Raw genomic sequence first — 22,783 nt, 5'->3', positions numbered from 1 at the left:
GGACCGAACCTTCGGGGCACCCCACCACGGGATTGGGCGGCGACACCCCTGTTGACGTTGACTTCCGTACCCGTAGATCCCTAGTCTCAATTCTGAAATGAACATTTGGAATTGAATATTGATATTCGATTCCGAATACTGAGAATTAGGAAGGGATGGCAGTCCCTTGGCATTGCCTTTACTAGCGGATTCGGCTCGGCCAACCCCCCACGAGCTTGGACACGAGCAGACCGAGTACACGGATCTATTGCGCCAGTTCGATCAGCCAGGGGCGTGTGTCGTCTGTCTCGACCCGTCGCTCATCGTCCAGCAGGCGAACCGGGAATTCTTCCGGCAGTTCGACGACGCCTCCTCGGACGTGTGCGGCCGCGACTTCCTCGACCTTGTCCACCCCAGCGTCCGACAGGCGCTGAAGCGGCAGTTCACCCGGCTCCTCGACGGCTCCCGCCACCGGTTCACCACCCATGTGGTGGCCATCGGGGCCGAGGGGGCCGCCTTCACCAGCGGGCTCACCGCCGTGGCGGTGCGCGAGGGCACCGCCCATGTGGCCTCGATCCTCGTGGTGATGCGTCCCACGGCGGGTGGCGAGGAGGTGGACATGGTCACCAACCGTAAGAAGCTCCTCACCGAGACCGAGGCGCGCATCCTGGAGGGCATCGCCGCCGGGCTCTCCACCATCCCCCTGGCCTCCCGGCTCTACCTCAGCCGGCAGGGTGTCGAGTACCACGTGACTCGGCTGCTGCGGAAGCTGCGGGTGCCCAACCGCGCGGCCCTCGTCTCCCGCGCCTACTCCATCGGCGTACTCAACGTCGGTTGCTGGCCGCCAAAGGTCGTCGACGACTTCGTCAAATGACCCGCGTGCCGCGGAGGTCCACGAACGCGCCACGGCCGGCCCGGATTCGATCCGGGCCGGCCGTGGCGCGTCGCCGTTTCAGAGCCTGTGTCATATCCCCGGTCGGATCAGCGTGCGGCGTCTGGGGCGTGCGATCGCAAGGCGCCGGAGCGCCCTCGTGGCGGAGCCACTTGGGCGTTTCGGCAACGCGGCGAGCGTGCGTGCCAGGCGTCGCACGCCCGGCCGGGGATATGACACAGGCTCTCAGGACGGGGCCGGGCCCCGGGACAGCCGCAGCAGACGGAAGGCGGTGAGTGCCACATGGAGCTGGGTGCGCTGCTCACCCGACTCCAGATCGCAGCCCAGCACCCGCTCCACCGAGTGCAGCCGCTGGTAGAACGCCTGCCGGGACAGATTCGCGCGCTTGGCGGCCACCGTCTTGTTGCCCGCCGCGTCCAGGAAGGTGTGCAGCACCGGCAGCAGATCGGTGCCGTGCCGCTCGTCGTAGTCCACCAGCCGCCCCAACTGCCGCTCCACGAACTCCTGGAGCCGCACATCGCCGCGCAGCGCGTACAGCAACTGCCGCAGCCCGATATCGGACAGCTCGTGGAACGCCTTGTCCGGCGTCCCCGGAACGGCGGCGTCCGCGACCCGTGCCGCCTGCTGGAACGACCGGGCGGTCTGCGACAGCTCCGACACCTCGGAGCCGACGCTGATCACGGCGTCCGGCCGGGACTCCCGCACCGAGCGGCTCAGCCGCTCCACCAGCGGCCGCCACGGCGTGGCGGCGGGCAGGGCCAGCAGCACCCCTATGTGGTCACCGGGCACCGCGCCGACCAGCACGGCGGCCCCGGCCGCCCCCAGCTCGTCCGTCAGCCGGTCCTCCAGCTCGGTCGTCTCCCCGGCGCCGGGGCCGGGGCTGACCAGTACCACCAGCAGCCGGCGGCCCGCGACCGGCACGCCCAGCGCCTCGGCCCTGGCCCGGGCCTCGCCCCTGGACCGGCAGCGCTGCTCCACCAGGTCCAGCAGCAGCGTGCGCTGGGCCCGCCGCTCCCAGCGGGTGTGATGGGTGAGCCGGGCGATGGTCAGGGCCGTGGCGGTGCGCTCCAGGACCATCGCGTCCTCGGGGCCGACCGCCGGGTCCCCGGTCCCGTCCGGGAGCATCAGCAGCCGCCCCCACCGCTCGCCCCGGTACTCCACCGCGGTCACCAGCCAGTCCTCCGGGCCGCTCAGCCCGGTCCGGTCGGGCGAGCGGGTGGCGCGCGAGCGCCGCTCCCAGCCGGTCAGCGCCCCCTCCACCCCGCGCCCCGGGGAACCGCAGATGACGGCCTGGTGCACCAGGTTCTCCAGCACCACGGGGTGCCCGCTCATCTCGGCCGCCATGTCCACCACCTCCTCGGGCCCGGCGCCGCGCAGGGTCAGCGCGGTGAAGGTGTCATGGACGTCCTGGGCCCGGCGCAGGCTCTCCACCTGACTGCCGACGATCAGGGAGTGGAGCACCTGGGTGACCTCCACGAAGTTCACCGTCCGCGAGAGCAGGACGAGCGGGAAGTCCCGCGCCAGACAGGCCCGTACCAGCTCCGAGGGCGGCCGGTGGTAGCGCCGCACCAGCTCGATGACCAGTCCGGCGGCGCCGACGTCCGCGAGCTCGTCGACATACCGGCGGACCAGCGCCGGGTCCTCGGGCAGCGGCATCCCGGTGGTCAGCACCAGCTCCCCGCCCTTGAGGAAGGACGCCGGGTCGAGCAGCTCGGTGATGTGGACCCAGCGGACCGGCCGGGACAGCTGCCCATGGCCGGAGACCACCTCCGGCGCCCCGGCGGCCAGCACCGGAAGCCGCAGCACCTCGGCGAGGCTGAGCGGCGGACGCCCCGGGATCCGCGGGGGCTCGGCGGGCCGGGTCGGCGGCCGTCCGGCAGCGTCGTACGCGGTGCCACCGGAGCCGTTCATGCCGCTCACTCTGACAAGCCCGCACGCCGAGCGCAACCACGATCCCGGTCGGCCTCTTGACAGGGCCCGTCCCCGGGGTCGTTGACAGATCGTCCATAGCGATCACCACCCAGCGACACAGTGATCATTGTCCCGACCGGGTCCGCCCCCTCACCCTCGAAGTGTCCGAGAGCATCGCCGACCCGTGGGTGTGGGAGAGAACATGACCAATCTGTCGCCGCAGCTCCGTCAAGCCACTCCGGTGGTCGCCGTCCGCGGAGAGGGCGCCTACGTCGACGGCGAGGACGGGCGGCGATACCTCGACTTCACCGCGGGCATCGGCGTCACCAGCACCGGGCACTGCCATCCGCGGGTCGTCGCCGCCGCCCAGGAGCAGGTGGGCACGCTCATCCACGGTCAGTACACGACCGTGATGCACCCGCCGCTGCGGCGACTGGTCGAGAAGCTGGGCGAGGTGCTCCCCACGGGCCTCGACAGTCTGTTCTTCACCAACTCCGGCAGCGAGGCCGTGGAGTCGGCCCTGCGCCTGGCCCGCCAGGCCACCGGCCGGCCCAACGTCCTGGTCTGCCACGGCGGATTCCACGGGCGCACCGTGGCCGCCGCCTCCATGACGACCTCCGGAACCCGCTTCCGCTCCGGTTTCTCGCCCCTGATGAGCGGCGTCGTGGTGACCCCGTTCCCCACGGCCTACCGGTACGGCTGGGACGAGGAGACCGCGACCCGGTTCGCCCTGCGGGAGCTGGACTACGTCCTGCAGACCATCTCCCCGCCCGACGACACCGCCGCGATCATCGTCGAACCGGTGCTCGGCGAGGGCGGCTATGTGCCCGCCACCGAGGGCTTCCTGCAGGGCCTGCGGGAGCGGGCGGACCGCCATGGCTTCCTGCTGATCCTGGACGAGGTGCAGACCGGGGTGGGCCGCACCGGACGGTTCTGGGGCCATGACCACTTCGGCGTCCGCCCCGACATCCTGGTCACCGCCAAGGGGCTGGCCAGCGGCTTCCCGCTGTCCGGCATCGCCGCCTCCGAGGAGCTGATGAGCAAGGCATGGCCCGGCTCCCAGGGCGGCACCTACGGCGCCAACGCCGTGGCCTGCGCGGCGGCCGTCGCCACCCTCGACGTGGTCCGCGAGGAGAACCTCGTGGCCAACGCCGAGGCCATGGGGGCGCGGCTGCGCAGCGGTCTGGAGGACGTGGCCGCCAAGACCCCCGCCATCGGCGATGTGCGCGGCCTCGGCCTCATGCTGGCCAGCGAGTTCGTCACCGCCGACGGCGAGCCGGACCCGGCGACCGCGGCCCGGGTGCAGCGCGCCGCCGTGGACGAAGGGCTGTTGCTGCTCCTGTGCGGCGCCTGGAACCATGTGGTCCGGATGATCCCCGCCCTCGTCGTCGACGAAGCGGCGATCGACGAGGGTCTGCGCGCCTGGTCCGCCGCCGTCAGCGCCGGAACGGCGGAATCCTGACGCGCACCGCACATCACCCACGGGAGCCCGATCCGCCCGCCGGTCCGAACCCCTCGGACCGGCGGCGGTCCGATAGGAGATTGCCCCTATGTCCACCCCCTCGTACCCCTCGGCCGCGGAGGTCCTCGCCGCGGTGCCCAAGCAGCTCTACATCGCCGGGTCGTGGTCCGACGCGGCGGGCGGCCAGACCATGTCGGTCGACGACCCGGCCACCGGTGAGGTGCTGTGCGACGTCGCCGACGCCGCCCCCGCCGACGGGCAGCGCGCCCTGGCCGCGGCCGAGGAGGCCCAGGAGAAGTGGGCGGCCACCGCGCCCCGCGCGCGCAGCGAGATCCTGCGCCGCGCCTATGAGCTGATCATGGAGCGGGCCGACGCGCTCGCCGCGCTGATGACGGCCGAGATGGGCAAACCGCTGGCCGAGGCGCGCGGAGAGGCGGCCTACGCCGCGGAGTTCTTCCGCTGGTTCTCCGAGGAGGCCGTGCGCGTCGAGGGCGGGTTCTCCACGCTGCCGGACGGCAAGAACCGCATGCTGCTGATGCGCCGCCCGGTCGGCCCCTGTCTGCTCATCACGCCGTGGAACTTCCCGCTGGCCATGGGCACCCGCAAGATCGGCCCGGCGATCGCCGCGGGCTGCACCATGGTGCTCAAGCCCGCCCCGCAGACCCCGCTGTCCAGCCTGGCGCTCGCCGGGATCCTGGCGGAGGCGGGACTTCCGGCCGGGGTGCTCAACGTGGTCACCACCTCCCGCGCGGGTGAGGTCGTGGAGCCGCTGCTGACCGGCGGGCACGTCCGCAAGCTCTCCTTCACCGGCTCCACCCAGGTCGGCCGCACCCTGCTCGCCCAGAGCGCGCCCGCGGTGGTCCGCACCTCCATGGAACTCGGCGGCAACGCCCCCTTCATCGTCTTCGAGGACGCCGACCTCGACGTCGCGGTCGAGGGCGCCATGACCGCCAAGATGCGCAACATGGGCGAGGCGTGCACGGCGGCCAACCGCTTCTTCGTCCACTCCTCCGTGGCGGCCGAGTTCGCCGACCGGCTGGCCCGCCGCATGGGCGCGCTGGAGGTCGGCCCCGGCAGCCGCCCCGGTGTCCAGGTCGGGCCGCTCATCGACCGGGCCGGCCGTACCAAGGTCGAGGAACTGGTCGCGGACGCCGTGGCCCGCGGCGCCGAGGTCCTGGTCGGCGGCAGCACCCCCGAGGGCCCCGGCTGCTTCTACCCGCCCACCGTGCTCACCGGTGTCTCCCCGGCCAGCCGGCTGATGGAGACCGAGATCTTCGGACCGGTCGCGGCCGTCCTCACCTTCGACGACGAGGACGAGGTCGTCGCCACCGCCAACAGCACCGAATGGGGCCTGGTGGGCTATCTGTTCACCCGGGACCTCAACCGCTCGCTGCGGGTGAGCGAGCGGCTCGAGGTCGGCATGGTCGGCCTCAACACCGGACTGGTCTCCAACCCCGCGGCCCCCTTCGGCGGCGTCAAACAGTCCGGGCTCGGACGCGAGGGCGGCCGCGTCGGCATCGACGAGTTCCTGGAGTACAAGTACGTCGCGGTGCCGGTCTGACCGCCGCCACACCGCCCGGGCGCCCGCCGGAACCGCCGGGGGCGCCCGGGCGTTGCCCTCATGACGCGTTGCCTCCGGATACACGCGGTGAGGAGCGGACATGGGCGAGTTGGTGCCCGGCGGGAACCAGGCGCTGCCCGACGGCGCGCTGACCATCCGGGTGCCGGGCCCGTTCGACCTGTCCGCGCTGATCACCGGCGAGGACGGAAAGGTCGCGGGCGACGGCGACTTCGTCTTCTTCAACCAGCCCACCGCACCCGGCGCCCGGCTGGACGGCGACACCGTCACCCTGCGACCGCGGGCGCTGCGGCCCGGCGCCGCCCGGGTCACCCTCGTCATCAGCCCCGCCGACCCGGGCACCCCGCTGGGGCGGCTCCCGGCGCCCGTGCTGAGCGTCCTGGACGAGCGGGGAGCGCCGCTGGCCCGGTTCGCCCCGCCGCGCCCCTCGCGGGAGACGGTGCTGCTGCTCGCCGAGATCTACCGCCGTGGCGGCGACTGGAAGGTGCGGGCCATCGGCCAGGGGTACGCCGACGGACTGGCCGGTGTGGCCCGGGACTTCGGCGTCGACGTCGCCGACGACGGAGCCCCTGCCGCGCCCGGGTCCTCCGCGTCCCCCGCGTCCGCGCCTCCCCAGGCTCTCGTGTCTCCCGCGCCTCTCATGTCTCCCACGCTCGCGCCTCCCGCCCCGGCGCCTCTCGCCCCCGCGCCCGTCGACGGGGCCTCGCGGCAGGCCCTCGACGTGGTGAACGCGGCGCGGGCACGGGCCGGGGCCGCGCCCGTGGCCCTCGACGGACGGCTGACCGCGGCCGCCGAGGCGCACGCCCGGGCCATGGCCGCCCACGGCGCGCCGGCGCTGGAGAGCCCGGACGGGACCTCGCTGTTCCACCGGATCGCCGCGCACGGATACCGCCCGCTGACCGTCGCCGAGCACATCGTCTCCGGGCCGCGCACCCCACGGGAGTTCGTGGACTACTGCATCGAGGGCGCCGAGCGCAGGGGACCGTTCCACGATCCGGCCCTCGTCCACCTGGGGATCGGCCGGGCCGACGGACCCACCACCGGGGACGTCTACTGGACGGCGGTATGGGCGTGTCCGTTCACCCCGGACGGGCTGCTGCGCCTGGCCTCCGAGGTCATCGCCCTCACCAACGCGGAGCGCGCCGCCGCCCGGCTCGCGCCCCTGGCCCCGGACCCACGGCTGACGGCGGCCGCACAGGCGCACAGCGACGACATGGTGGCCCGCGACTTCTACTCCCACACCGGCCCCGAAGGGGCCCAGCCCTGGGACCGGGCCAGGGCCGCCGGGGCCGCCCACCGCGGCATCGGCGAGAACATCGCGTGCGGCCAGCGCTCCCCGGAGGAGGTGGTGCGCGGCTGGATGAACAGTCCGGGCCACCGCGCCAACATCCTGAAGCCCGACTTCACCCACATCGGCGTCGGCCACGCCACCGGAAGCCGCGCGGGCACGTACTGGACCCAGGTCTTCGGCGCCGCCTGATGGCCCCCGCCCCTGTCCGCCTCCGGCCGTGGCGGCCCTGTTCTCCCGAAGCTACGGCGAAGTGACAAGTAGCTCTCTGTAGCGGATCTGGGGTGCGCTTGTCAGCGTTTTTGAACGCCGGGGAGATCCCGGTGCCGGCGGTGTCGTACGTCGCCCGGCAGGTGAAGGTGGCCGCGGAGGAGTGGGCCGCGTACGACTGGTCGGGGCGGGCGATCAAGCGGCACCGGATGGAGATCCGGGGCGGGTTCGGCTTCCGTGAGTGCTCCGAGGACGACCAGGCCCGGCTCGCCGAGTGGCTGGCGGTCGAGCTGTGTGGGGTGGAGCTGAACAGGGACAGGCTCGCGGAGGCGGCGGTGGTGGCCCGTTGCCGCAAGGACCGGCTGGAGCCGCCGGCTCCAGGACAGATAGCCCGGCTGGTGGGCAAGGCGGTCAGCACCTTCGAGGAGCGGTTCTGCACGGTCACCGTGGGCCGACTGTCAGCGGCGACCCGGTCCCGGCCGGACGACCTGATCACCGAGGACGCGCGGCAAGGAGGGCATCCTGCTGCGGCTGGCTGAGGCGGCGGCGGCTCGACGACGCCGAACGCCGCCTGGCCGGGCTGCGCACCTTCGCCGCCTCGCTCCAGCACGCCCTTGAGCACCTGGACGCGCTGCCCGACCGCAGCACCCGCTGCGACCCCGAGTGCGGATTCCTCCCCCCCCCCGCTAGCACTGCAGGGGCGCAGGCGCCGCGGTCAGTGCCAGGTAGGACAGCCGCAGGTGGGCCTCCATGACGGCGCGCGCGGCGGCGGCATCGCGCAGGGCGATGGCGTTGGTCAGTTCGCGGTGGTCCTGGAGGCTGCGCCCGAGTTGGTGACTGTTGTAGAGCTGGAAGGAGCCCAGCATCATCGGCGCGCGGGCGAGGTTGACGGCGATGCCGTACAGGCGAGGTGAGGCGGCACATTGCAGCACGAGGAGATGAAAGTCGTGGTTGCTGTGTGCCAGTTCATCGCGGAAGTCAGAGGCTTGCTCTGTGGCGCAGGCTTCCATCCGGTCGCACAGGGTGTAGAGCTCGGTGAGCTGGGAGTCGGTGCGGCGTTCGGCGGCGAGTTGGGCGGCGTACGGCTCGAGCATGGAGCGGATCGCCATGACTTCGGTGGCGTCGCTGTCGGTCCAGGAGGCCACGAAGGCGCCGCGGTTGGTCTCGATGGTGACCAGGCCGTCCTCGCTGAGTCGGCGCAGGGCGTTGCGGACCGGGGTGCGGCTGACGCCGTACTCGGCGCGGAGGTTTTCTTCGACGAGGTGCTCGCCGGGGGCGAGCTGGCCGGTCTGGATGGAGGATTTCAGAGCGAGGTAGATCGCGTCTGCTGGCCGCCCCAACCTTACTCGCCTCCTCATACCGGTTGCCCCCGGCAAGACTAGCCGACTACCGGCTTGCCTCCGTGGTGCCGGGGTGAGGGAGTCCGAGCAGGTCAAGGGTGGATTCACCGGCGCGGATGCGGTCGCGGAAGTCAGCTTCCTTGGCGGCACGGGCTTCGGAGGCGGCCAGGGCATGCTCGGTGCGGTCGGCGGTGATGCGGACGAGGCCGTCGGCGTCTCCGAGGATCACGTCGCCGGGGTGGATGAGGACGCCTCCGACGGTGACGGGAACGTTGATCTGGCCGGGGACGGCCTTGCTGGTGCCCTTGATGGACAGACCGCGGGCGAAGACCGGGAAGCCGGCCTCGACGATGTCGCGGCTGTCGCGGACGGCACCGTCGATGACGAGTCCGGCCAGCCCTCGTTCCTGGGCCGCGCAGGTCAGGACGTCGCCCCAGGGTCCTGCTTCGGTGTAGCCCTGGGCGTTGACGACGAGGACGTCGCCGGGACCGGCCTGGAGGAGTGCGACGTGGATGTACCAGTTGTCGGCGGGTGCCAGGTCGACGGTGACGGCGGTGCCGACCAGCGTGCGGCTGGCGTCGAGTGGCTTGAGACCGGAGTCCAGGGCGCCGGTCTGGCCGTTGGCCTCGTAGACGGTGGCGGCGCCGAGTTCGCCGAGACGGGTGAGGATTTGCTGAGCGGGACGGGGAGCGTGGATGAGGGTCACGTTCGGTCCTTCGGGATCGGCGAGCGGGAGGTGTCGGCGGCAGGGGCAGGCGTGGGGGTGCGGTCGTGGTCGGTGTCGGTGGGCGCGCGCAGTGCGGCTTCGGCGTCGCGGACGAAGCGCGGGCGTACCACGAGGAGACCGGAGATGATCAGGACGACGGCCACGAGGGCAGGCCCGCTATCAGACCGAACTGGGCCTGGCTGATGCCCAGGTCGGCGTTCATGTCGAGGGCGGCATAGCCGACGTTGGCGCGGTCGATGAAGGCGATGACGTAGAGCAGTGCCAGGAACGGTACGAGCCGCAGTCTGACCCTGTTGACGACGGCGGGCCTGTACTGTCCGGCCACGTCATTGGGGACTGTGGACATGGCTCTCCGCTGAAGAGGGGGATGAGGAAAAGGTGGGGGGCGGGCTGAGGAAGGCACGGGTCAGAGCGTGTTCGAGCGGGTCGCGGTGATCCAGTCGATCGCTGCGTCGGTGGTGTCGTCCGCGGGGCCGGAGGAGTCGGCAGCCGCGCGGGTTACCGCAAAGCGCTGCTCGGTGGCGCGGGTCATCGCGCTCGGGCAGCCGATCTGCTCAAGCTGCTCGGCGGCCTGCGCGACCTCGTGCTCGCGGCGGGCGGCGTGCCTCGGGTGGGTGCGGGTCATGGCCTGGAGCAGGTTGGTGAAGCCCGTGCGGTCCACGTCCTGCAGAGCGGCCCAGAGCTGGTCGAGCACGCCGTAGGCACGGGCAGCCGGCAGGCACTCCACGGCCAGCGCCTCCAGCCCCTTCATCAGCACCGAGCGCAGGAGCTTGACGCGCATCGCGTCCCCGGGGCGGCTGTCGTCCAGCAGCGTGACCGGGGCGCCGAGTTCCCGGAACAGGTCGAGGAGTTCTGGGATCGTCTCGCCCGCGTAGAGCAGTGGGGTGGCGGCCCTGCTGACCGCCACCGACCCGGTGATGGCGATGTCGACGTAGCGTGCGGAGGTTTGTGCGCAGCGTGAGGCGGCGTCCCGCTTGGCGTCCGCGGAGGCGGTGCTCAGGTCGGCGATCACGGCACCGGCAGGGAGATGAGGCAGCAGCGAGTCGAGCACTGGCTGGAGCGCACCGCCCGGGGTGGCCAGCAGCACCAGCTCCGCCCCGCTCAGCCATTGCCCGGTCTCGCGGTGCAGTGACAGGCCCCGCCCGTCGGCAAAAGCCACCGCCGCAGATGCCGGAGCGGGATCGAGCAACTCCAGGTGCGGAGCAGAACTGAGCTGCAGGGCCTTCTCGGCGTAGGCCAGACCGACCTCGCCGCAGCCCACGATCACGATCTTCATGCTTGGGGACCTTGCCTTCCGCGCACAGCGACCCACTCAACAATGGATCGTGCAATCAAAGAACAATCAGCCGCGTTCACGTCGGGAAACCGTGTGCTAATCGTTTGGTTGTACTTTGATAGCACGGTTGGGGTGACCTGCCTACCCCCTCCGGATCGAGCACCGCCGGGGGATCGAGGCCGCGATGTCGCAGCACACAGCCCCGCGGTCCTGCCCGGGAGCGTCCACGCGCAGCAACCTGGGTAAGGGTCGACACCGCAGAGAGCAGTGCAGCGTCCGAACAATCGACCCGACGACCTGATCCAGTGAGTGCACCTCCAAGGACCTCGGCGGCCGGCGCCCACGCGGCAGCCGCCGACGGCGGGCGAGGCCCGGGCCGCCCGTGGCGGCCCGGCAACCCACCCCCGGCGCCGATCGACCCGGACCTGCCGAGCGCGGACGTCCGCATCGGCTACGCGCGCTGCTCGACCCTCGGGCAGGAACTCGACTCCCAGCTCGACGCGCTCGCCGAGCACGGCATCCCCCGCGACAAGATCTTCAGCGAGAAGATCAGCACCCGCGTCCGGGCCCGCCCCCAGTTCGAGGAGGCACTCCGCACAGCGCGGGAGATCAAGGCGCACGCCCCGCACTGCCGGGTCATCTTCACCGTGTACGAGATGAAGCGCCTCGGCCGCGACGCCGCCGAGCTCACCGCGCTCGCCGACCACTTCACCGCCCACGGCCTGGTCCTGGAGATGCTCATCCCCGCCGGCAAGCGCAAGGCAGAACCCCTCCGTCGCGAGCATCTACCGGGCGCTCGCCGAGCACGCCAAGCGCGAGGCGTACCCCGAAGCCGTCGAGCAGGCCCACGCCGACTTCGCCGCCCTTCAGGTTGGCGAAGTCCCTGGGCCCCGCCTCACTCTCCCTGACCGGGCGTCACTCTCATTACAGAGAGCTACTCGTCACTTCGCCGTAGCTTCGGGAGAACACGGCCGTGGCGTCAGGTGCGCGACTCCAGACCGCGCCGTGTGGCGCTCCCGTACACCCCGTTCGCGTCACCCCGGATCCCGTACCACACCTGGAACCGGGAGACGGCCTGGGCCAGCGTCTGGTCGTACTGGCCGTTGACCTGCCCGTCCTGATACACGTTCGGGACCCGCAGCAGCCGCTTCTGGAGCTCGGTGACCTCCGGGCCGGTGCTCCCGAGGGTCAGCACATCGCCCGGGTCGCCCGGCGGCGGCAGTTGGTCGTCCGGGGCCTGGGAGGCGGGGGCGCTCGGCGTCTGCGGCGCGCCGGAGGTCGCGGGCGCGCTGGGCGCGGTCGGTGTGGCCGACGCGCCGCCCTCGGCCGCGCCGGACGCCGAGTCCCGGGGCATCATCATCACCAGCGAGAGGGCGACCCCCGCGCCGAGCCCGGCCAGCACCAGCAGGGCGGCGCTGGGGCGGCGCCGTCCGGCCGGGGCGGGCGGTTGCTGAGGCGCGGCCGGTGCCTCCTGCGGGGGCCAGGCGTCGGCGGCGGACGGGCCGCCCGTCATCTCCTGGGTGTCGTCATCCGCCATGGGCGGGGCCTCGGGCGGGAGCTCGGTGCCCGGCGGGCGGAAGAGGTCGAGCTCCTCCATCCACCCCTCGACCGGCCCCTCCGAGGCATCGTCGTACTCCGGCGTCGCGGGGAAGACGGCGGTCGGCTCGATCACCTGACGCCCGGCTGGTCGGTCCGGATCGGGTTCGGCTGCCATACAGACCTCCTTATGCGCCCCACACCATCACGCGGGGATACGGACGCGGGCGCGGGAAGATTCAAGCCGATCGTGAATCGGAGGCCCCGGAGCCCCGCGGCGCCGGTGTGGCGTGGCGCTGCCGGGTAACCCCTCCTGAGAGGGTGCGCATGGCCTCGGGGACGTCGAAGGGAGCCATGAGATGGAGCGGACCACATGCTGTGTGGTGGGCGGCGGGCCGGCCGGGATGGTCCTCGGCCTGCTGCTCGCCCGGGCCGGGGTGGAGGTCACCGTCCTGGAGAAGCACGGGGACTTCCTGCGCGACTTCCGCGGCGACACGGTGCACCCCAGTACGCTGAGGCTCCTGGACGACCTGGGCCTCGCCGACCGGTTCGCGGCCCTGCCGCAGCGGCATGTGCACTCCATCCAGTTGCCCATAGGGCGGGGCGGCGAGCTGTTCACGGTCGGCGATATCGGCTCACTGCCGGGCAAGTACAACTACGTGGCGATGGTTCCGCAGTGGGACCTGCTCGATCTGCTGGCGGACGAGGCCGGCCGGGAACCCACCTTCCACCTGCGGACGAACACCGAGGTGACCTCCTTCCTCATGGAGCGCGGACGGGTCACCGGGGTCCGCTACCGCGACCGCACGACCGGCTCCGCCGGCGAACTGCGCGCCACCCTCACCGTGGCCTGTGACGGCCGGGGATCGCTCGCCCGCGACCTGCCGGAGCTCGGACTCCAGGAGTTCGCCTGCCCGATGGACGTCTGGTGGTTCCGGCTGCCGCGTGCGGAGAGCGACCCCCAGGGGCTGGTGGGCAATGTCGGCGAGCGCTTCCTCACCGCGATGATCGACCGTGGGGACTACTGGCAGTGCGCCGCCCTGATCCCCAAGGGGGCCGACGCCAAGTGCCGGGCGGAAGGTCTCGACCGGTTCCTCGCCGCGTTCACGGAGGCCACCCCATGGATGCGGCGGGGCCCTGCCGACCGTGAACCCGGCCCGCGGTCCTGGGACGAGGTGAAGCTGCTGGACGTACGGATGGACCGGCTCCGCCGCTGGCACCGCCCCGGGCTGTTGTGCATCGGGGACGCGGCCCACGCGATGTCGCCCGTGTTCGGGATCGGCATCAACCTCGCCGTCGAGGACGCGGTCGCCGCCGCCCGCCATCTGGCCGGGCCGCTGCGCGAGGGCACCGTGGGCCTCGCCGACGTACGCGCCGTCCAGCGCCGCCGGTGGCCGACCACCGTCGCGACGCAAGGGTTGCAGCGGATCGCCCACGCACGGGTCATCGGGCCGCTGCTGGAGGGGCGTTCACCGGCCGCCGGAGGGCAGCCGCTGCGGCTGGCCGAGGTGCTCACCAAGGCGCCCTGGCTGAAGCGGGCTCCCGCGTACTTCCTCGCCTACGGCGCGGGCCGCGAGCGGCCCCCGGCCGAGTCGCTGCGCCGTTCCGGATGAGCCGGTGAAGCCGGGTGCGGTTTCCTTCCGCACCCGGCTTCACACCTGCGCAGAACCTCAGACGATGCCCTCCGCGATCTCCGCCTGCTCACGCGCGGTGCCGTACGCGGACGGTGTGTTGTACGAGCGGCGGGCCACGAACCACCAGATCGTGGCCAGCAGCAGCACCACGGCCAGCGCGATCGAGGCGTAGTTCATCGAGTCCACCGTCACCGGGCTGGACTGCGGCAGACAGAACAGCACCGTCACCACCGCCACCCACACCACCGCGACCCAGCCCACCGGCTTGCTCCAGCGGCCCAGGTTCCACGGGCCCGGCTGGAACCGGTCCCCGGCGCGCAGCCGCAGGAAGACGGGGATGGCGTAGGCGGGGGTGATCCCGATGACGTTGATGGCGGTCACCGCGCCGTAGGCCGTCTCGGAGTAGAGGGACGGCAGGGCCAGCACACACGCCACCGCCACCGACAGCCAGACCGCGAGCACCGGCGTCTGGGTACGGGAGCTGACCCGCTGCCACAGCCGTGAGCCCGGCAGCGCGCCGTCCCGGCTGAACGCGAACACCATCCGGCTGGCCGCCGCCACCTCGGCGTTCCCACAGAACAGCTGCGCCACGATGACGATGAGCAGCATCGCGGTGGCGCCGCCCGTGCCCAGGGCGTCGATCAGAATCTGCGCCGGCGGCACCCCGGTGGCGCTTCCCTGCGTACCGGCGTAGTCCTGGATGGCGAAGGTGAGCCCGGCCAGCAGCACGAACCCGGCCACCCAGGACACCCAGATGGCGCGGACGATCCCCCGGGCGGCGTAGACGGAGGCGTTGGAGGTCTCCTCGGACAGATGCGCGGAGGCGTCGTAGCCGGAGAAGGTGTACTGGGCGAGCAGCAGTCCGATCGCGGTCACATACAGCGGATTCGACCAGCCGGTGTCATTGACGAATTCGGTGAAGACGAATTCGGGCGACTGGTGGTGGGAGGGCACGATCGCCAGCGCGCCGACGATGATGGCGACGCCCGCCAAATGCCACCACACACTGACCGAGTTGAGCACGCTCACCAGCCGCACTCCGAACAGATTCAGCGCCGCGTGCAGCAGCAATATGCAGACGAAGATGAGCATGGTCGATTCCGGTGTGGGATCGAATCCCCACTGGAGGTTGAAGAGCGCGCCGGTGAACAGGGCGGCGCCGTAGTCGATTCCGGCGATGGCCCCGAGCAGCCCCAGCAGATTGAGCCATCCGGTGTACCAGCCCCAGGTCCGTCCGCCCAGCCGGTCGGCCATGTAGTACAGCGCCCCCGAGGTGGGGTACGCGCTGGTCACCTCCGCCAGGGCGAGCCCGACGCACAGCACGAAGAGCCCCACTCCGGCCCAGCCCCACATCATGACCGCGGGGCCTCCGGTGTCCAACCCGAAGCCGTACAGCGTCATGCATCCGGAGAGAATGGAGATGACCGAGAAACTGATGGCGAAATTGCCGAAGCCGCCCATGCGGCGGGCCAGGACGGGTTGATAACCGAGCTCACGCAGCCGCTGTTCATCGTCCCGGTGGGGGGCGGGACGTGAACTCGACCATGCCGTGGACATGAATGTACCTCCGGAATGCTGGGGCGGGCGAGGGGTGGTACAGGTGGGGGGAATCGGCTCAGCCGTGGGCCCCGGGTCTTGGCCCACGGGCGCCGGCCAGCGAGCGGACCCGGGCGCGAAGAAACATTTCTTCAGCCAGGGCGCGGTCGGTCGCGTCGTGGGTGCGGTAGGCCCAGGGGAGCGGGGTGAAGTACGGCCCCAGCGTCTCGAAGACGCGGGCCGCGTCGGAGAACAGCAGCGCGCCCCACAGGGCGTGTGCCAGATGGTTGAGATCGAGCAGGGAACTCGTCGCGACGTCCGCGTGGTCGAACCAGCCGTGCAGCGCCTTCCTCGCGTCCCGGGTGGCGTCCTCGGTGGCCCAGTGCAGGTCGAGCGCCTTCTCGTAGCCCCGCTCCTCGCGGTACCGCTCGACATGGACGTACAGCGGCAGCACCTGCAGCGCGGATCCCTCGGGCGCGCCCGAGACCACCCACTGCACGAAGTTGACCGCTTCGGCCAGCGAACCCCCGGCCCGCCGGGCGTACACGAACTGCAGCATCCGGTGGTATGCCTCGCGGTTGTACGGATCGCGCCGGTCGGCCTCCGCCAGCAGCCCCCAGGGGCCGGGGAACAGCAGCGGACCGGGCGGGGCCACCCGGTGTTCCTCCTGCCGCTGCTCCTTGTCCAGTTGGGCCAGGGCCAGCAGACACACCCAGGGCACCGGATCGGCCGGGGAGTTGTGCGCGGCCAACTGGCAGGACTGCCACGCCTCCCGCCACAGCTCCCGGGTGCGGGGGTGTCCCTCGCGGTGTGCGCGCACCGCGCGCTCCACCCCGACCCGGGTGTGCATCACCAGGGCCGCCACGCTCTGCGGCTCCTCGGTCCGCCACGCGTCCACCACATTGGATCCGGCGGCGGCCGTGGCCAGCACCTGGGTGCGCTGGGTCCACAGCGACCAGGTGGGAGTCTCCGCGAGCAGATTGCGCATCGATATCCAGCGTCCGGTGCGCAGATCCTGCAGCGCGACGCGCAGCCCGCCGTCATAGCCCGCGGGGTGGTACACGGGGCGGAACTCTTCCTCGGGCATCGGATGACTTTCGTACGGAGCTGACGTACCGGACGCGGGAAAACGATGGGCCTGGGGGATGATTGCAGGGATCTTATAGTCCCGGCACAACGATTCGGGAACGGGGGACTCCGGTCCGTGCCCGAACGGGCCGTCTTGACGCCCGCCCCGCGCCTGCACCAGGCTTTCCGGCAAGATCTCCGCGCCCCGTCCCGCGAGCGCGCCGTCCCCCGAGCCCGAAACGATCCGCCCGTCCCGAGCGAAGAACCGGACATGCTGCCTGCAGAGCGTCGCCACCGCACCCCGGCCGACCCCGCGACCGGCCCGGTCCTCGCCATCGACCAAGGCACTTCGGGCACCAAGGCGCTGGTGCTCTGCCCCGAGCGCGGGGTGATCGGCTCCGCCGAGGTGCCCGTACGGCCCCGCTATCTGCCCGGCGCACTGGTGGAGGTCGAGCCGGCCGCGCTGCTCACCTCGGTCCTCGAGGCCGGACGCCAGGCCCTCGCGGCCGCGGGGGAGCCGGTCGTGGCGGTCGGCCTGGCCAACCAGGGCGAGACCGTACTGGCCTGGGACCCCGTCACGGGAGAGCCGCTGACGGACGCGCTGGTCTGGCAGGACCGACGGGCCCACACGGTGTGCGAGCGGCTCGCGCCGCACGCCGAGACGCTGCGCGAACTCACCGGTCTGCCCCTCGACCCGTACTTCGCGGCGCCCAAGATGGCGTGGATCCGGCGCCATCTGACCGGCGAGGGCGTGGTCACCACCAGCGACGCCTGGCTCGTCCATCGGCTGACCGGCGCGTTCGTCACCGACGCCGCCACCGCCGGGCGCACCGGGCTGCTCGACCTGGACCGCGTCGCCTGGTCCCCGAAGGCGCTGGACCTGTACGGGCTGACCGCCGAACGGCTGCCGCGCGTCGTCGACGCCGCCGGGCCGGTCGGCACCACCACGGCCTTCGGCGGCGAGGTCCCGCTCACCGGGCTCCTGGTCGACCAGCAGGCGGCCCTGCTGGCGCAGCGGGTGACCGAGCCGTCCACCGCCAAGTGCACGTACGGCACCGGTGCCTTCCTCCTCGCCCAGACCGGCGACCGGCCCCGGCGTGGCCCCCATGGGCTGGTCTCCTGTGTGGCCTGGCGGTTCGGCGGGCGCACCAGCTACTGCCTGGACGGCCAGGTGTACACCGCCGCCTCCGCGGTGCGCTGGCTCAGCGACCTCGGGGTGATCCAAGGGCCCCAGGACCTCGACCCGGTCGGGGGGACGGTGCCCGACACCGGGGGAGTGACCTTCGTACCGGCGCTCGCCGGGCTCGCCGCGCCGTGGTGGCGCGGCGACCTCAAGGGCTCGCTGACCGGGCTCGGCCTCGACACCACCGCCGGGCATCTGGTGCGCGCCCTGTGCGAGGGCATCGCCGCCCAGGTCGTGGAGATCGCCGAGGCGGCCGCCTCCGACCTGGGCGCGCCGCTGACCGTCCTGCGCGTCGACGGGGGACTGACCCGCTCGGCGCTGCTGATGCAGACCCAGGCCGATCTGCTGCAGCGGCCGGTGGAGGTGTCGGCGCTGCCGGACGCCACGGCGCTGGGCGTGGGCGCCGCCGCGCGGATGGGGCTCGACCCGGGCCTGACGGTCGAGGAGGCGGTCCCCGCGTGGGAGCCCGCCGCGGTCTACGAACCGCGGATCAGCGCCGAGCGGGCCGCCGAGCGGCTGGCCGCCTTCCGCTCGGCCGTGGCCACGCTGCTGGACCACGCGCCGACGGCCGCCGCCCACGACTGAGGCCCCCGCGCATCAGGAGCCGTGTCCACCACCGAGCAAGGGACCAGCATGACCGTTACGACCACGGGTGACCTCCCCGACGAGGTCTACGACGTGGCCATCATCGGCGCCGGGGTGGTCGGCGCCGCCATCGCCCGCGAACTGGCCCGGTACCGCTTGCGGATCGCCCTGGTCGAGGCGTCGAACGACGTCGGCGACGGCACGTCCAAGGCCAACACCGCGATCCTGCACACCGGGTTCGACGCCACCCCGGGCACCCTGGAGGCCCGCCTGGTGCGCGAGGGCTACCAGCGGCTGACCGCCTACGCCGCCGAGACCGGCATCCCGCTCGAACCGCTCGGCGCGCTCCTCGTCGCCTGGGACGGGGAGCAGCTCGCCGCGCTGCCGTCACTCGCCGAGAAGGCGGCGCGCAACGGCTACGACGAGACGGCCATCCTCGACGCGGACGCGGTCTACGCCCGCGAACCCCACCTGGGACCCGGCGCCCTCGGCGCGCTCGAGGTCCCCGGCGAGAGCATCATCTGCCCCTGGACGACGACGCTCGCCTACGCCACCCAGGCGGTCCGCGCGGGCGTCGCCCTGCATCTGAACTGCCCGGCCGGGGCCATCGCCACCGGCGCGGACCACCACGAGATCGCCACCCCGCGCGGGGTGCTGCGCACCCGTCATCTGGTGAACGCCGCGGGGCTGTACTCGGACGAGATCAACCGGCGGCTCGGCCACGAGGAGTTCACCGTGACCCCGCGCCGCGGCCAGCTCATCGTCTTCGACAAGTTCGCCCGCGGCCTGGTCGGCCACATCCTGCTGCCGGTGCCCACCGCGCTCGGCAAGGGCGTGCTGGTGGCGCCGACCGTGTACGGCAATGTGATGCTCGGCCCCACCGCCGAGGACCTCGACGACAAGACCGCCACCGGATCGTCGGCCGACGGACTGGCCTCGCTCCGCGAGAAGGGCGCGCGGATCCTGCCGGAGCTGCTGGAGGAGGAGGTCACCGCGGTCTACGCCGGGCTGCGCGCCGCCACCGAGCACGGCGACTACCAGATCCACACCGACCCCGGGCGGCGGTATGTCGCCGTGGGCGGCATCCGCTCCACCGGACTCACCGCCTCCATGGCGATCGCCGCGCATGTGGCGGAACTCCTCGTCGACTGCGGTCTTGACCTCGGAGGCGAGCGGGAGATCGAGCCGGTACGGATGCCCACCATCGGCGAGGCGTTCCCGCGCCCCTACCAGCGCGCCGACCTCATCGCCGCCGACCCCGCGTACGGCACCGTGGTCTGCCACTGCGAACGCGTCACCCGGGGCGAGATCCGCGACGCGCTGACCGCCACCGTGCCACCGGCCTCGCTCGACGGCCTCCGGCGCCGCACCCGGGCCCTGGCCGGGCGCTGCCAGGGATTCTTCTGCGGCGCCGCAGTGCGCGCCCAGTTCGAGGCGGCCACCGCGGCCCAGGACCGGACGGAGGCCCGGCGATGACCCCCACCGACCGCATCCACCGCACCGTCGACGTCCTGGTCATCGGGGCCGGACCGGCCGGACTCGCGGTCGCCGCGCGGCTGGCCGCCGCCGGGGTGGACCGGGTCGAGGTCCTCGACCGCGAACAGCGCGCGGGCGGCATCCCCCGCCACTGCCACCACACCGGATTCGGGCTGCGCGATCTGCGCCGGGTGATGTGGGGGCCGGACTACGCCCGCCACCACATCGCCGCCGCCATCCGCGCCGGGGCCGTGCTGCGCACGGGTGTCACGGCCACCGGCTGGGCGGCGCCCCGGACCGTGGACATCACCGGCCCGACCGGCCTGGAGCGGATCACCGCCACGGCCGTCGTCCTGGCCACCGGCGCCCGGGAACGCCCGCGCGGCGCCCGCCTGGTGCCCGGCACCCGGCCGGCGGGTGTCTTCACCACCGGGCAGCTGCAGCAGGCCGTCCATGTGCACCACCAGAGCGTCGGCCGCCGCGCCGTCATCGTCGGCGCGGAACGGGTCAGCTACTCGGCGGTGGCCACCCTGCGCCGGGCCGGGGCCGAGGTCGTCGCCATGGTCACCGACCAGCCCCGCCACCAGACCCACCCGGCGCGCCACCTCGGCACCTGGCTGCGCCACGGCGTATCGCTGGTCACCGACGCCACCGTGGCCGAACTGACCGGCCGGGGGCGGCTGGAGAGCGTACGGCTGCGGCACCGGGACGGCAGGACCGCGGCCATCGGCTGCGACACCGTGGTGTTCACCGGCGACTGGATCCCCGACCACGAACTGGCCAGAAGCGCCGGGATCGCCCTCGACCCCGGCACCCGGGGCCCGGCCACCGACGCCGAGTTCCGCACCGGCGAGCCCGGGGTCTTCGCCGTGGGCAATCTGCTGCACCCGGTCGAGACCGCCGATATCGCCGCCCTCGACGGCCGGTTCGCCGCCGGGCCCGTACTGCGCCATCTCGCGGGTGTGCCATGGACCCCGGGACCGCTGCCGGTGCGGGTCGAGGCGCCGCTGCTGTGGATCTCACCCAACCGGCTCACCCCGGACGGGCCCCGGCCGCCGCGCGGCCGGTTCACCCTGCGCACCACGCGGTTCCTGACCCTGCCGGTGCTCACCGTCAGCCAGGACGGCCGGACGCTGCACCGCGGACGCCTTCCTCACACGGTGGCGCCCAACCGGCCGTTCCACCTGCCCGCCGACTGGATCGCCGGGGCCGACGCACACGGCGGCCCCGTGCGTATCACCGCGGACTGACCAGTTCTCAGCCGAGGCCCCCGGGCGTACCGCGCAGCCGCTCCATCTCGCGCCGGTCGCGCTTGGTGGGGCGGCCCGTCCCGCGGTCGCGCAGCCCGATCGGCACGGTGTGCTCGCGCGGAGGCGGCGGCGGGCTGTTGTCGACGTAGCACTCCACCGCCACCGGCGCCCCGACCCGCTTGCGCACGATGCGCGAGACGACCACGATCCGGTCGCGCCCCGCATGGCGCAGCCGCACCTCGTCCCCGGGTCGCACCGTGTGTGCGGGCTTGACGCGCTCGCCGTTGACCCGGACGTGCCCCGCGCGGCAGGCCGAGGACGCCATGGAGCGCGTCTTGGTCAGCCGCACGGACCAGATCCAGCTGTCCACCCGTACGGACCCCTCGTCTGAAGCCATACCCCGACTCTAATGTCTAAGGTGCGACGCATGAGCGCACATTTCGACGTGGTGGTCCTGGGAGCCGGGCCGGGTGGCTATGTCGCCGCGATCCGCGCCGCCCAGCTGGGCCTGACCACGGCCGTGGTCGAGGAACGCTACTGGGGCGGCGTCTGCCTGAACGTGGGCTGCATCCCGTCCAAGGCCCTGCTGCGCAATGCCGAGCTGGCCCATCTGTTCATCCACGAGGCCAAGGACTTCGGCATCCGGGTGAACGGCGATGTCACCGTGGACTACCGCGACGCGTTCGAGCGCAGCCGCAAGGTGGCCGACGGACGGGTCAAGGGCGTCCACTATCTGATGAAGAAGAACAAGATCACCCAGTACGAGGGCCGGGGCACCTTCACCGGACCCCACGACATGCGGGTCACCCGCTCCGGCGGCGGCACCGAGACGCTCACCTTCGACCACTGCGTCATCGCCGCGGGCTCGATCACCAATCTGCTGCCCGGCACCTCCCTCAGCGAGCGGGTGGTGACCTACGAGGAGCAGATCCTCTCGCCCACCCTGCCCGGCAGCGTTCTGATCGCGGGCGCGGGCGCCATCGGCGTGGAGTTCGCGTACATCATGCACAGCTACGGGGTGCAGGTGACGCTGGTGGAGTTCATGGACCGGATCGTGCCCCTGGAGGACGAGGAGGTCTCCGCCGAGCTCACCCGGCGCTTCCGCAGGCTCGGCATGAACATCCTGACCTCCACCCGGGTGGAGGCGATCAACGACGCGGGCCCCGCGGTCAAGGTCATGGTGACCACGGGCGGCCAGCGGCAGACCCTCCAGGCCGCCCGGGTGCTCCAGGCCATCGGGTTCCGGCCGCGGGTGCACGGATACGGGCTGGAGCACACCGGCGTCCGGCTGACCGAGCGGGGCGCCATCGGCATCGACGGCCGGTGCCGCACCAATGTGCCGCACATCTTCGCCATCGGCGACGTCACCGCCAAGCTGATGCTGGCGCACGCCGCGGAGGCCATGGGCATCGTCGCGGCCGAGACCATCGCCGGTGCGGAGACCATGGAGCTGGACTATGTGATGATCCCGCGCGCCACGTTCTGCCAGCCGCAGATCGCCAGCTTCGGCTGGACCGAGGCCCAGGCGCGCGAGCGCGGCTTCGACGTCCGGGTGGCGAAGTTCCCGTTCACCGCCAACGGGAAGGCCCAGGGGCTCGGCGACCCGGTCGGCTTCGTGAAGCTCATCGGCGACGGCCGCCACGGCGAGCTGCTGGGCGGCCACCTCATCGGCCCCGAGGTCACCGAACTGCTGCCCGAGCTCACCCTCGCCCAGCAGTGGGATCTCACCGTGCACGAGGTGGCCCGCAACGTCCACGCCCATCCGACCCTCAGCGAGGCGGTGAAGGAGGCCGTCCACGGGCTCGCCGGACACATGATCAACATGTGACCGCCGGTGCTCCCACCCCGGCC

The 22,783-nt window shown here is 72.3% G+C and carries 21 protein-coding genes; 11 read left to right on the top strand and 10 right to left on the bottom strand.

All coding sequences use genetic code 11. From position 1 onward, the window contains the following. Positions 1-247 precede the first annotated feature (247 nt). Complete coding sequence (locus ACZ6TD_RS05530; protein WP_165556367.1) at positions 248-853, top strand: LuxR C-terminal-related transcriptional regulator; 606 nt, start codon at positions 248-250, stop codon at positions 851-853. 243 nt (positions 854-1,096) lie between these two features. On the opposite strand, the gene ACZ6TD_RS05525 is transcribed toward ACZ6TD_RS05530, so the two are convergent. After that, complete coding sequence (locus ACZ6TD_RS05525; RefSeq protein ID WP_471351260.1) at positions 1,097-2,782, bottom strand: PucR family transcriptional regulator; 1,686 nt, start codon at positions 2,780-2,782, stop codon at positions 1,097-1,099. A gap of 202 nt (positions 2,783-2,984) precedes the next feature. Between ACZ6TD_RS05525 and ACZ6TD_RS05520 the strand changes: the two genes are divergently transcribed. The 4 genes from ACZ6TD_RS05520 to ACZ6TD_RS05505 all read left to right on the top strand — a co-directional run bounded on the left by ACZ6TD_RS05520 (position 2,985) and on the right by ACZ6TD_RS05505 (position 7,860). Then, positions 2,985-4,244 (top strand): aspartate aminotransferase family protein, encoded by a 1,260-nt coding sequence (locus ACZ6TD_RS05520; protein WP_471351259.1) that lies wholly within the window; start codon positions 2,985-2,987, stop codon positions 4,242-4,244. Between the two features lie 88 nt (positions 4,245-4,332). Then, a complete protein-coding gene (locus ACZ6TD_RS05515) occupies positions 4,333-5,805 on the top strand; it encodes an NAD-dependent succinate-semialdehyde dehydrogenase (RefSeq protein ID WP_471351257.1) in 1,473 nt (490 codons plus the stop codon). A 100-nt stretch (positions 5,806-5,905) separates the two neighbouring features. Continuing rightward, the gene (locus tag ACZ6TD_RS05510) at positions 5,906-7,303 is read left to right on the top strand and encodes a CAP domain-containing protein (protein ID WP_471351255.1); all 1,398 of its coding nucleotides are present in this window, start codon (positions 5,906-5,908) and stop codon (positions 7,301-7,303) included. 131 nt (positions 7,304-7,434) lie between these two features. Beyond that, positions 7,435-7,860: a DUF4158 domain-containing protein gene (locus tag ACZ6TD_RS05505; protein WP_471351254.1), complete on the top strand. Its 426-nt coding sequence runs from the start codon at positions 7,435-7,437 to the stop codon at positions 7,858-7,860. Between the two features lie 147 nt (positions 7,861-8,007). On the opposite strand, the gene ACZ6TD_RS05500 is transcribed toward ACZ6TD_RS05505, so the two are convergent. Genes ACZ6TD_RS05500 through ACZ6TD_RS05480 form a run of 5 tightly spaced genes read right to left on the bottom strand, consistent with a single transcriptional unit; the run spans position 8,008 to position 10,664 of the window. Continuing rightward, complete coding sequence (locus ACZ6TD_RS05500) at positions 8,008-8,661, bottom strand: GntR family transcriptional regulator (protein ID WP_471351253.1); 654 nt, start codon at positions 8,659-8,661, stop codon at positions 8,008-8,010. Between the two features lie 46 nt (positions 8,662-8,707). Then, entirely contained in the window at positions 8,708-9,367 is a 660-nt protein-coding gene (locus ACZ6TD_RS05495) for a 4-carboxy-4-hydroxy-2-oxoadipate aldolase/oxaloacetate decarboxylase (RefSeq protein WP_471351251.1), read from the bottom strand. After that, positions 9,364-9,531, bottom strand: a complete 168-nt coding sequence (locus ACZ6TD_RS05490) for a hypothetical protein (RefSeq protein ID WP_471351250.1) — start codon at positions 9,529-9,531, stop codon at positions 9,364-9,366. The genes ACZ6TD_RS05495 and ACZ6TD_RS05490 overlap by 4 nt, the downstream gene beginning before the upstream one ends. Further along, on the bottom strand, positions 9,516-9,734 hold the full coding sequence (locus tag ACZ6TD_RS05485) for a hypothetical protein (protein WP_471351248.1): 219 nt from the start codon (positions 9,732-9,734) through the stop codon (positions 9,516-9,518). Before ACZ6TD_RS05485 ends, ACZ6TD_RS05490 begins: the two co-directional genes overlap by 16 nt. Before the next feature lie 60 nt (positions 9,735-9,794). Continuing rightward, positions 9,795-10,664, bottom strand: a complete 870-nt coding sequence (locus ACZ6TD_RS05480) for a DUF1932 domain-containing protein (RefSeq protein WP_471351246.1) — start codon at positions 10,662-10,664, stop codon at positions 9,795-9,797. A 305-nt stretch (positions 10,665-10,969) separates the two neighbouring features. On the opposite strand from ACZ6TD_RS05480, the gene ACZ6TD_RS05475 reads away from it, so the two are divergent. After that, on the top strand, positions 10,970-11,572 hold the full coding sequence (locus ACZ6TD_RS05475) for a recombinase family protein (protein ID WP_471351245.1): 603 nt from the start codon (positions 10,970-10,972) through the stop codon (positions 11,570-11,572). A 71-nt stretch (positions 11,573-11,643) separates the two neighbouring features. Here the strand turns inward: ACZ6TD_RS05475 and ACZ6TD_RS05470 are convergent, their stop codons facing one another. Further along, entirely contained in the window at positions 11,644-12,378 is a 735-nt protein-coding gene (locus ACZ6TD_RS05470; protein ID WP_471351244.1) for a peptidoglycan-binding domain-containing protein, read from the bottom strand. A gap of 181 nt (positions 12,379-12,559) precedes the next feature. Between ACZ6TD_RS05470 and ACZ6TD_RS05465 the strand changes: the two genes are divergently transcribed. Next, positions 12,560-13,813 (top strand): FAD-dependent oxidoreductase, encoded by a 1,254-nt coding sequence (locus ACZ6TD_RS05465; protein ID WP_471351243.1) that lies wholly within the window; start codon positions 12,560-12,562, stop codon positions 13,811-13,813. Positions 13,814-13,870: 57 nt separating this feature from the next. Here ACZ6TD_RS05465 and ACZ6TD_RS05460 read toward each other — a convergent pair whose 3' ends face one another. After that, on the bottom strand, positions 13,871-15,391 hold the full coding sequence (locus tag ACZ6TD_RS05460; RefSeq protein WP_471351242.1) for an amino acid permease: 1,521 nt from the start codon (positions 15,389-15,391) through the stop codon (positions 13,871-13,873). A gap of 58 nt (positions 15,392-15,449) precedes the next feature. Further along, positions 15,450-16,457: a hypothetical protein gene (locus ACZ6TD_RS05455; RefSeq protein WP_470004020.1), complete on the bottom strand. Its 1,008-nt coding sequence runs from the start codon at positions 16,455-16,457 to the stop codon at positions 15,450-15,452. A 252-nt stretch (positions 16,458-16,709) separates the two neighbouring features. On the opposite strand from ACZ6TD_RS05455, the gene ACZ6TD_RS05450 reads away from it, so the two are divergent. From ACZ6TD_RS05450 to ACZ6TD_RS05440, 3 genes are read left to right on the top strand one after another with little or no spacing between them, the layout of a single operon-like run. After that, positions 16,710-18,206 carry an FGGY family carbohydrate kinase gene (locus tag ACZ6TD_RS05450; RefSeq protein ID WP_471351241.1) on the top strand — a complete coding sequence of 499 codons (1,497 nt, stop codon included), beginning with the start codon at positions 16,710-16,712 and terminating at the stop codon, positions 18,204-18,206. A gap of 48 nt (positions 18,207-18,254) precedes the next feature. Beyond that, entirely contained in the window at positions 18,255-19,682 is a 1,428-nt protein-coding gene (locus tag ACZ6TD_RS05445; RefSeq protein WP_471351240.1) for an FAD-dependent oxidoreductase, read from the top strand. Beyond that, on the top strand, positions 19,679-20,932 hold the full coding sequence (locus ACZ6TD_RS05440; RefSeq protein WP_471351238.1) for an NAD(P)/FAD-dependent oxidoreductase: 1,254 nt from the start codon (positions 19,679-19,681) through the stop codon (positions 20,930-20,932). The genes ACZ6TD_RS05445 and ACZ6TD_RS05440 overlap by 4 nt, the downstream gene beginning before the upstream one ends. A 7-nt stretch (positions 20,933-20,939) precedes the next feature. On the opposite strand, the gene ACZ6TD_RS05435 is transcribed toward ACZ6TD_RS05440, so the two are convergent. Next, positions 20,940-21,329 carry an RNA-binding S4 domain-containing protein gene (locus tag ACZ6TD_RS05435; protein WP_046084839.1) on the bottom strand — a complete coding sequence of 130 codons (390 nt, stop codon included), beginning with the start codon at positions 21,327-21,329 and terminating at the stop codon, positions 20,940-20,942. A 30-nt stretch (positions 21,330-21,359) separates the two neighbouring features. On the opposite strand from ACZ6TD_RS05435, the gene lpdA reads away from it, so the two are divergent. Then, positions 21,360-22,760, top strand: coding sequence for a dihydrolipoyl dehydrogenase (gene lpdA / locus ACZ6TD_RS05430; RefSeq protein WP_471351236.1), 1,401 nt, complete (start codon positions 21,360-21,362; stop codon positions 22,758-22,760). The last annotated feature ends 23 nt before the right edge of the window (positions 22,761-22,783 follow it).

The organism is Streptomyces yongxingensis, from assembly GCF_055597465.1.
Note: the sequence above shows the minus strand (reverse complement) of the source record. Positions and strands in the feature narration are given on the sequence as shown.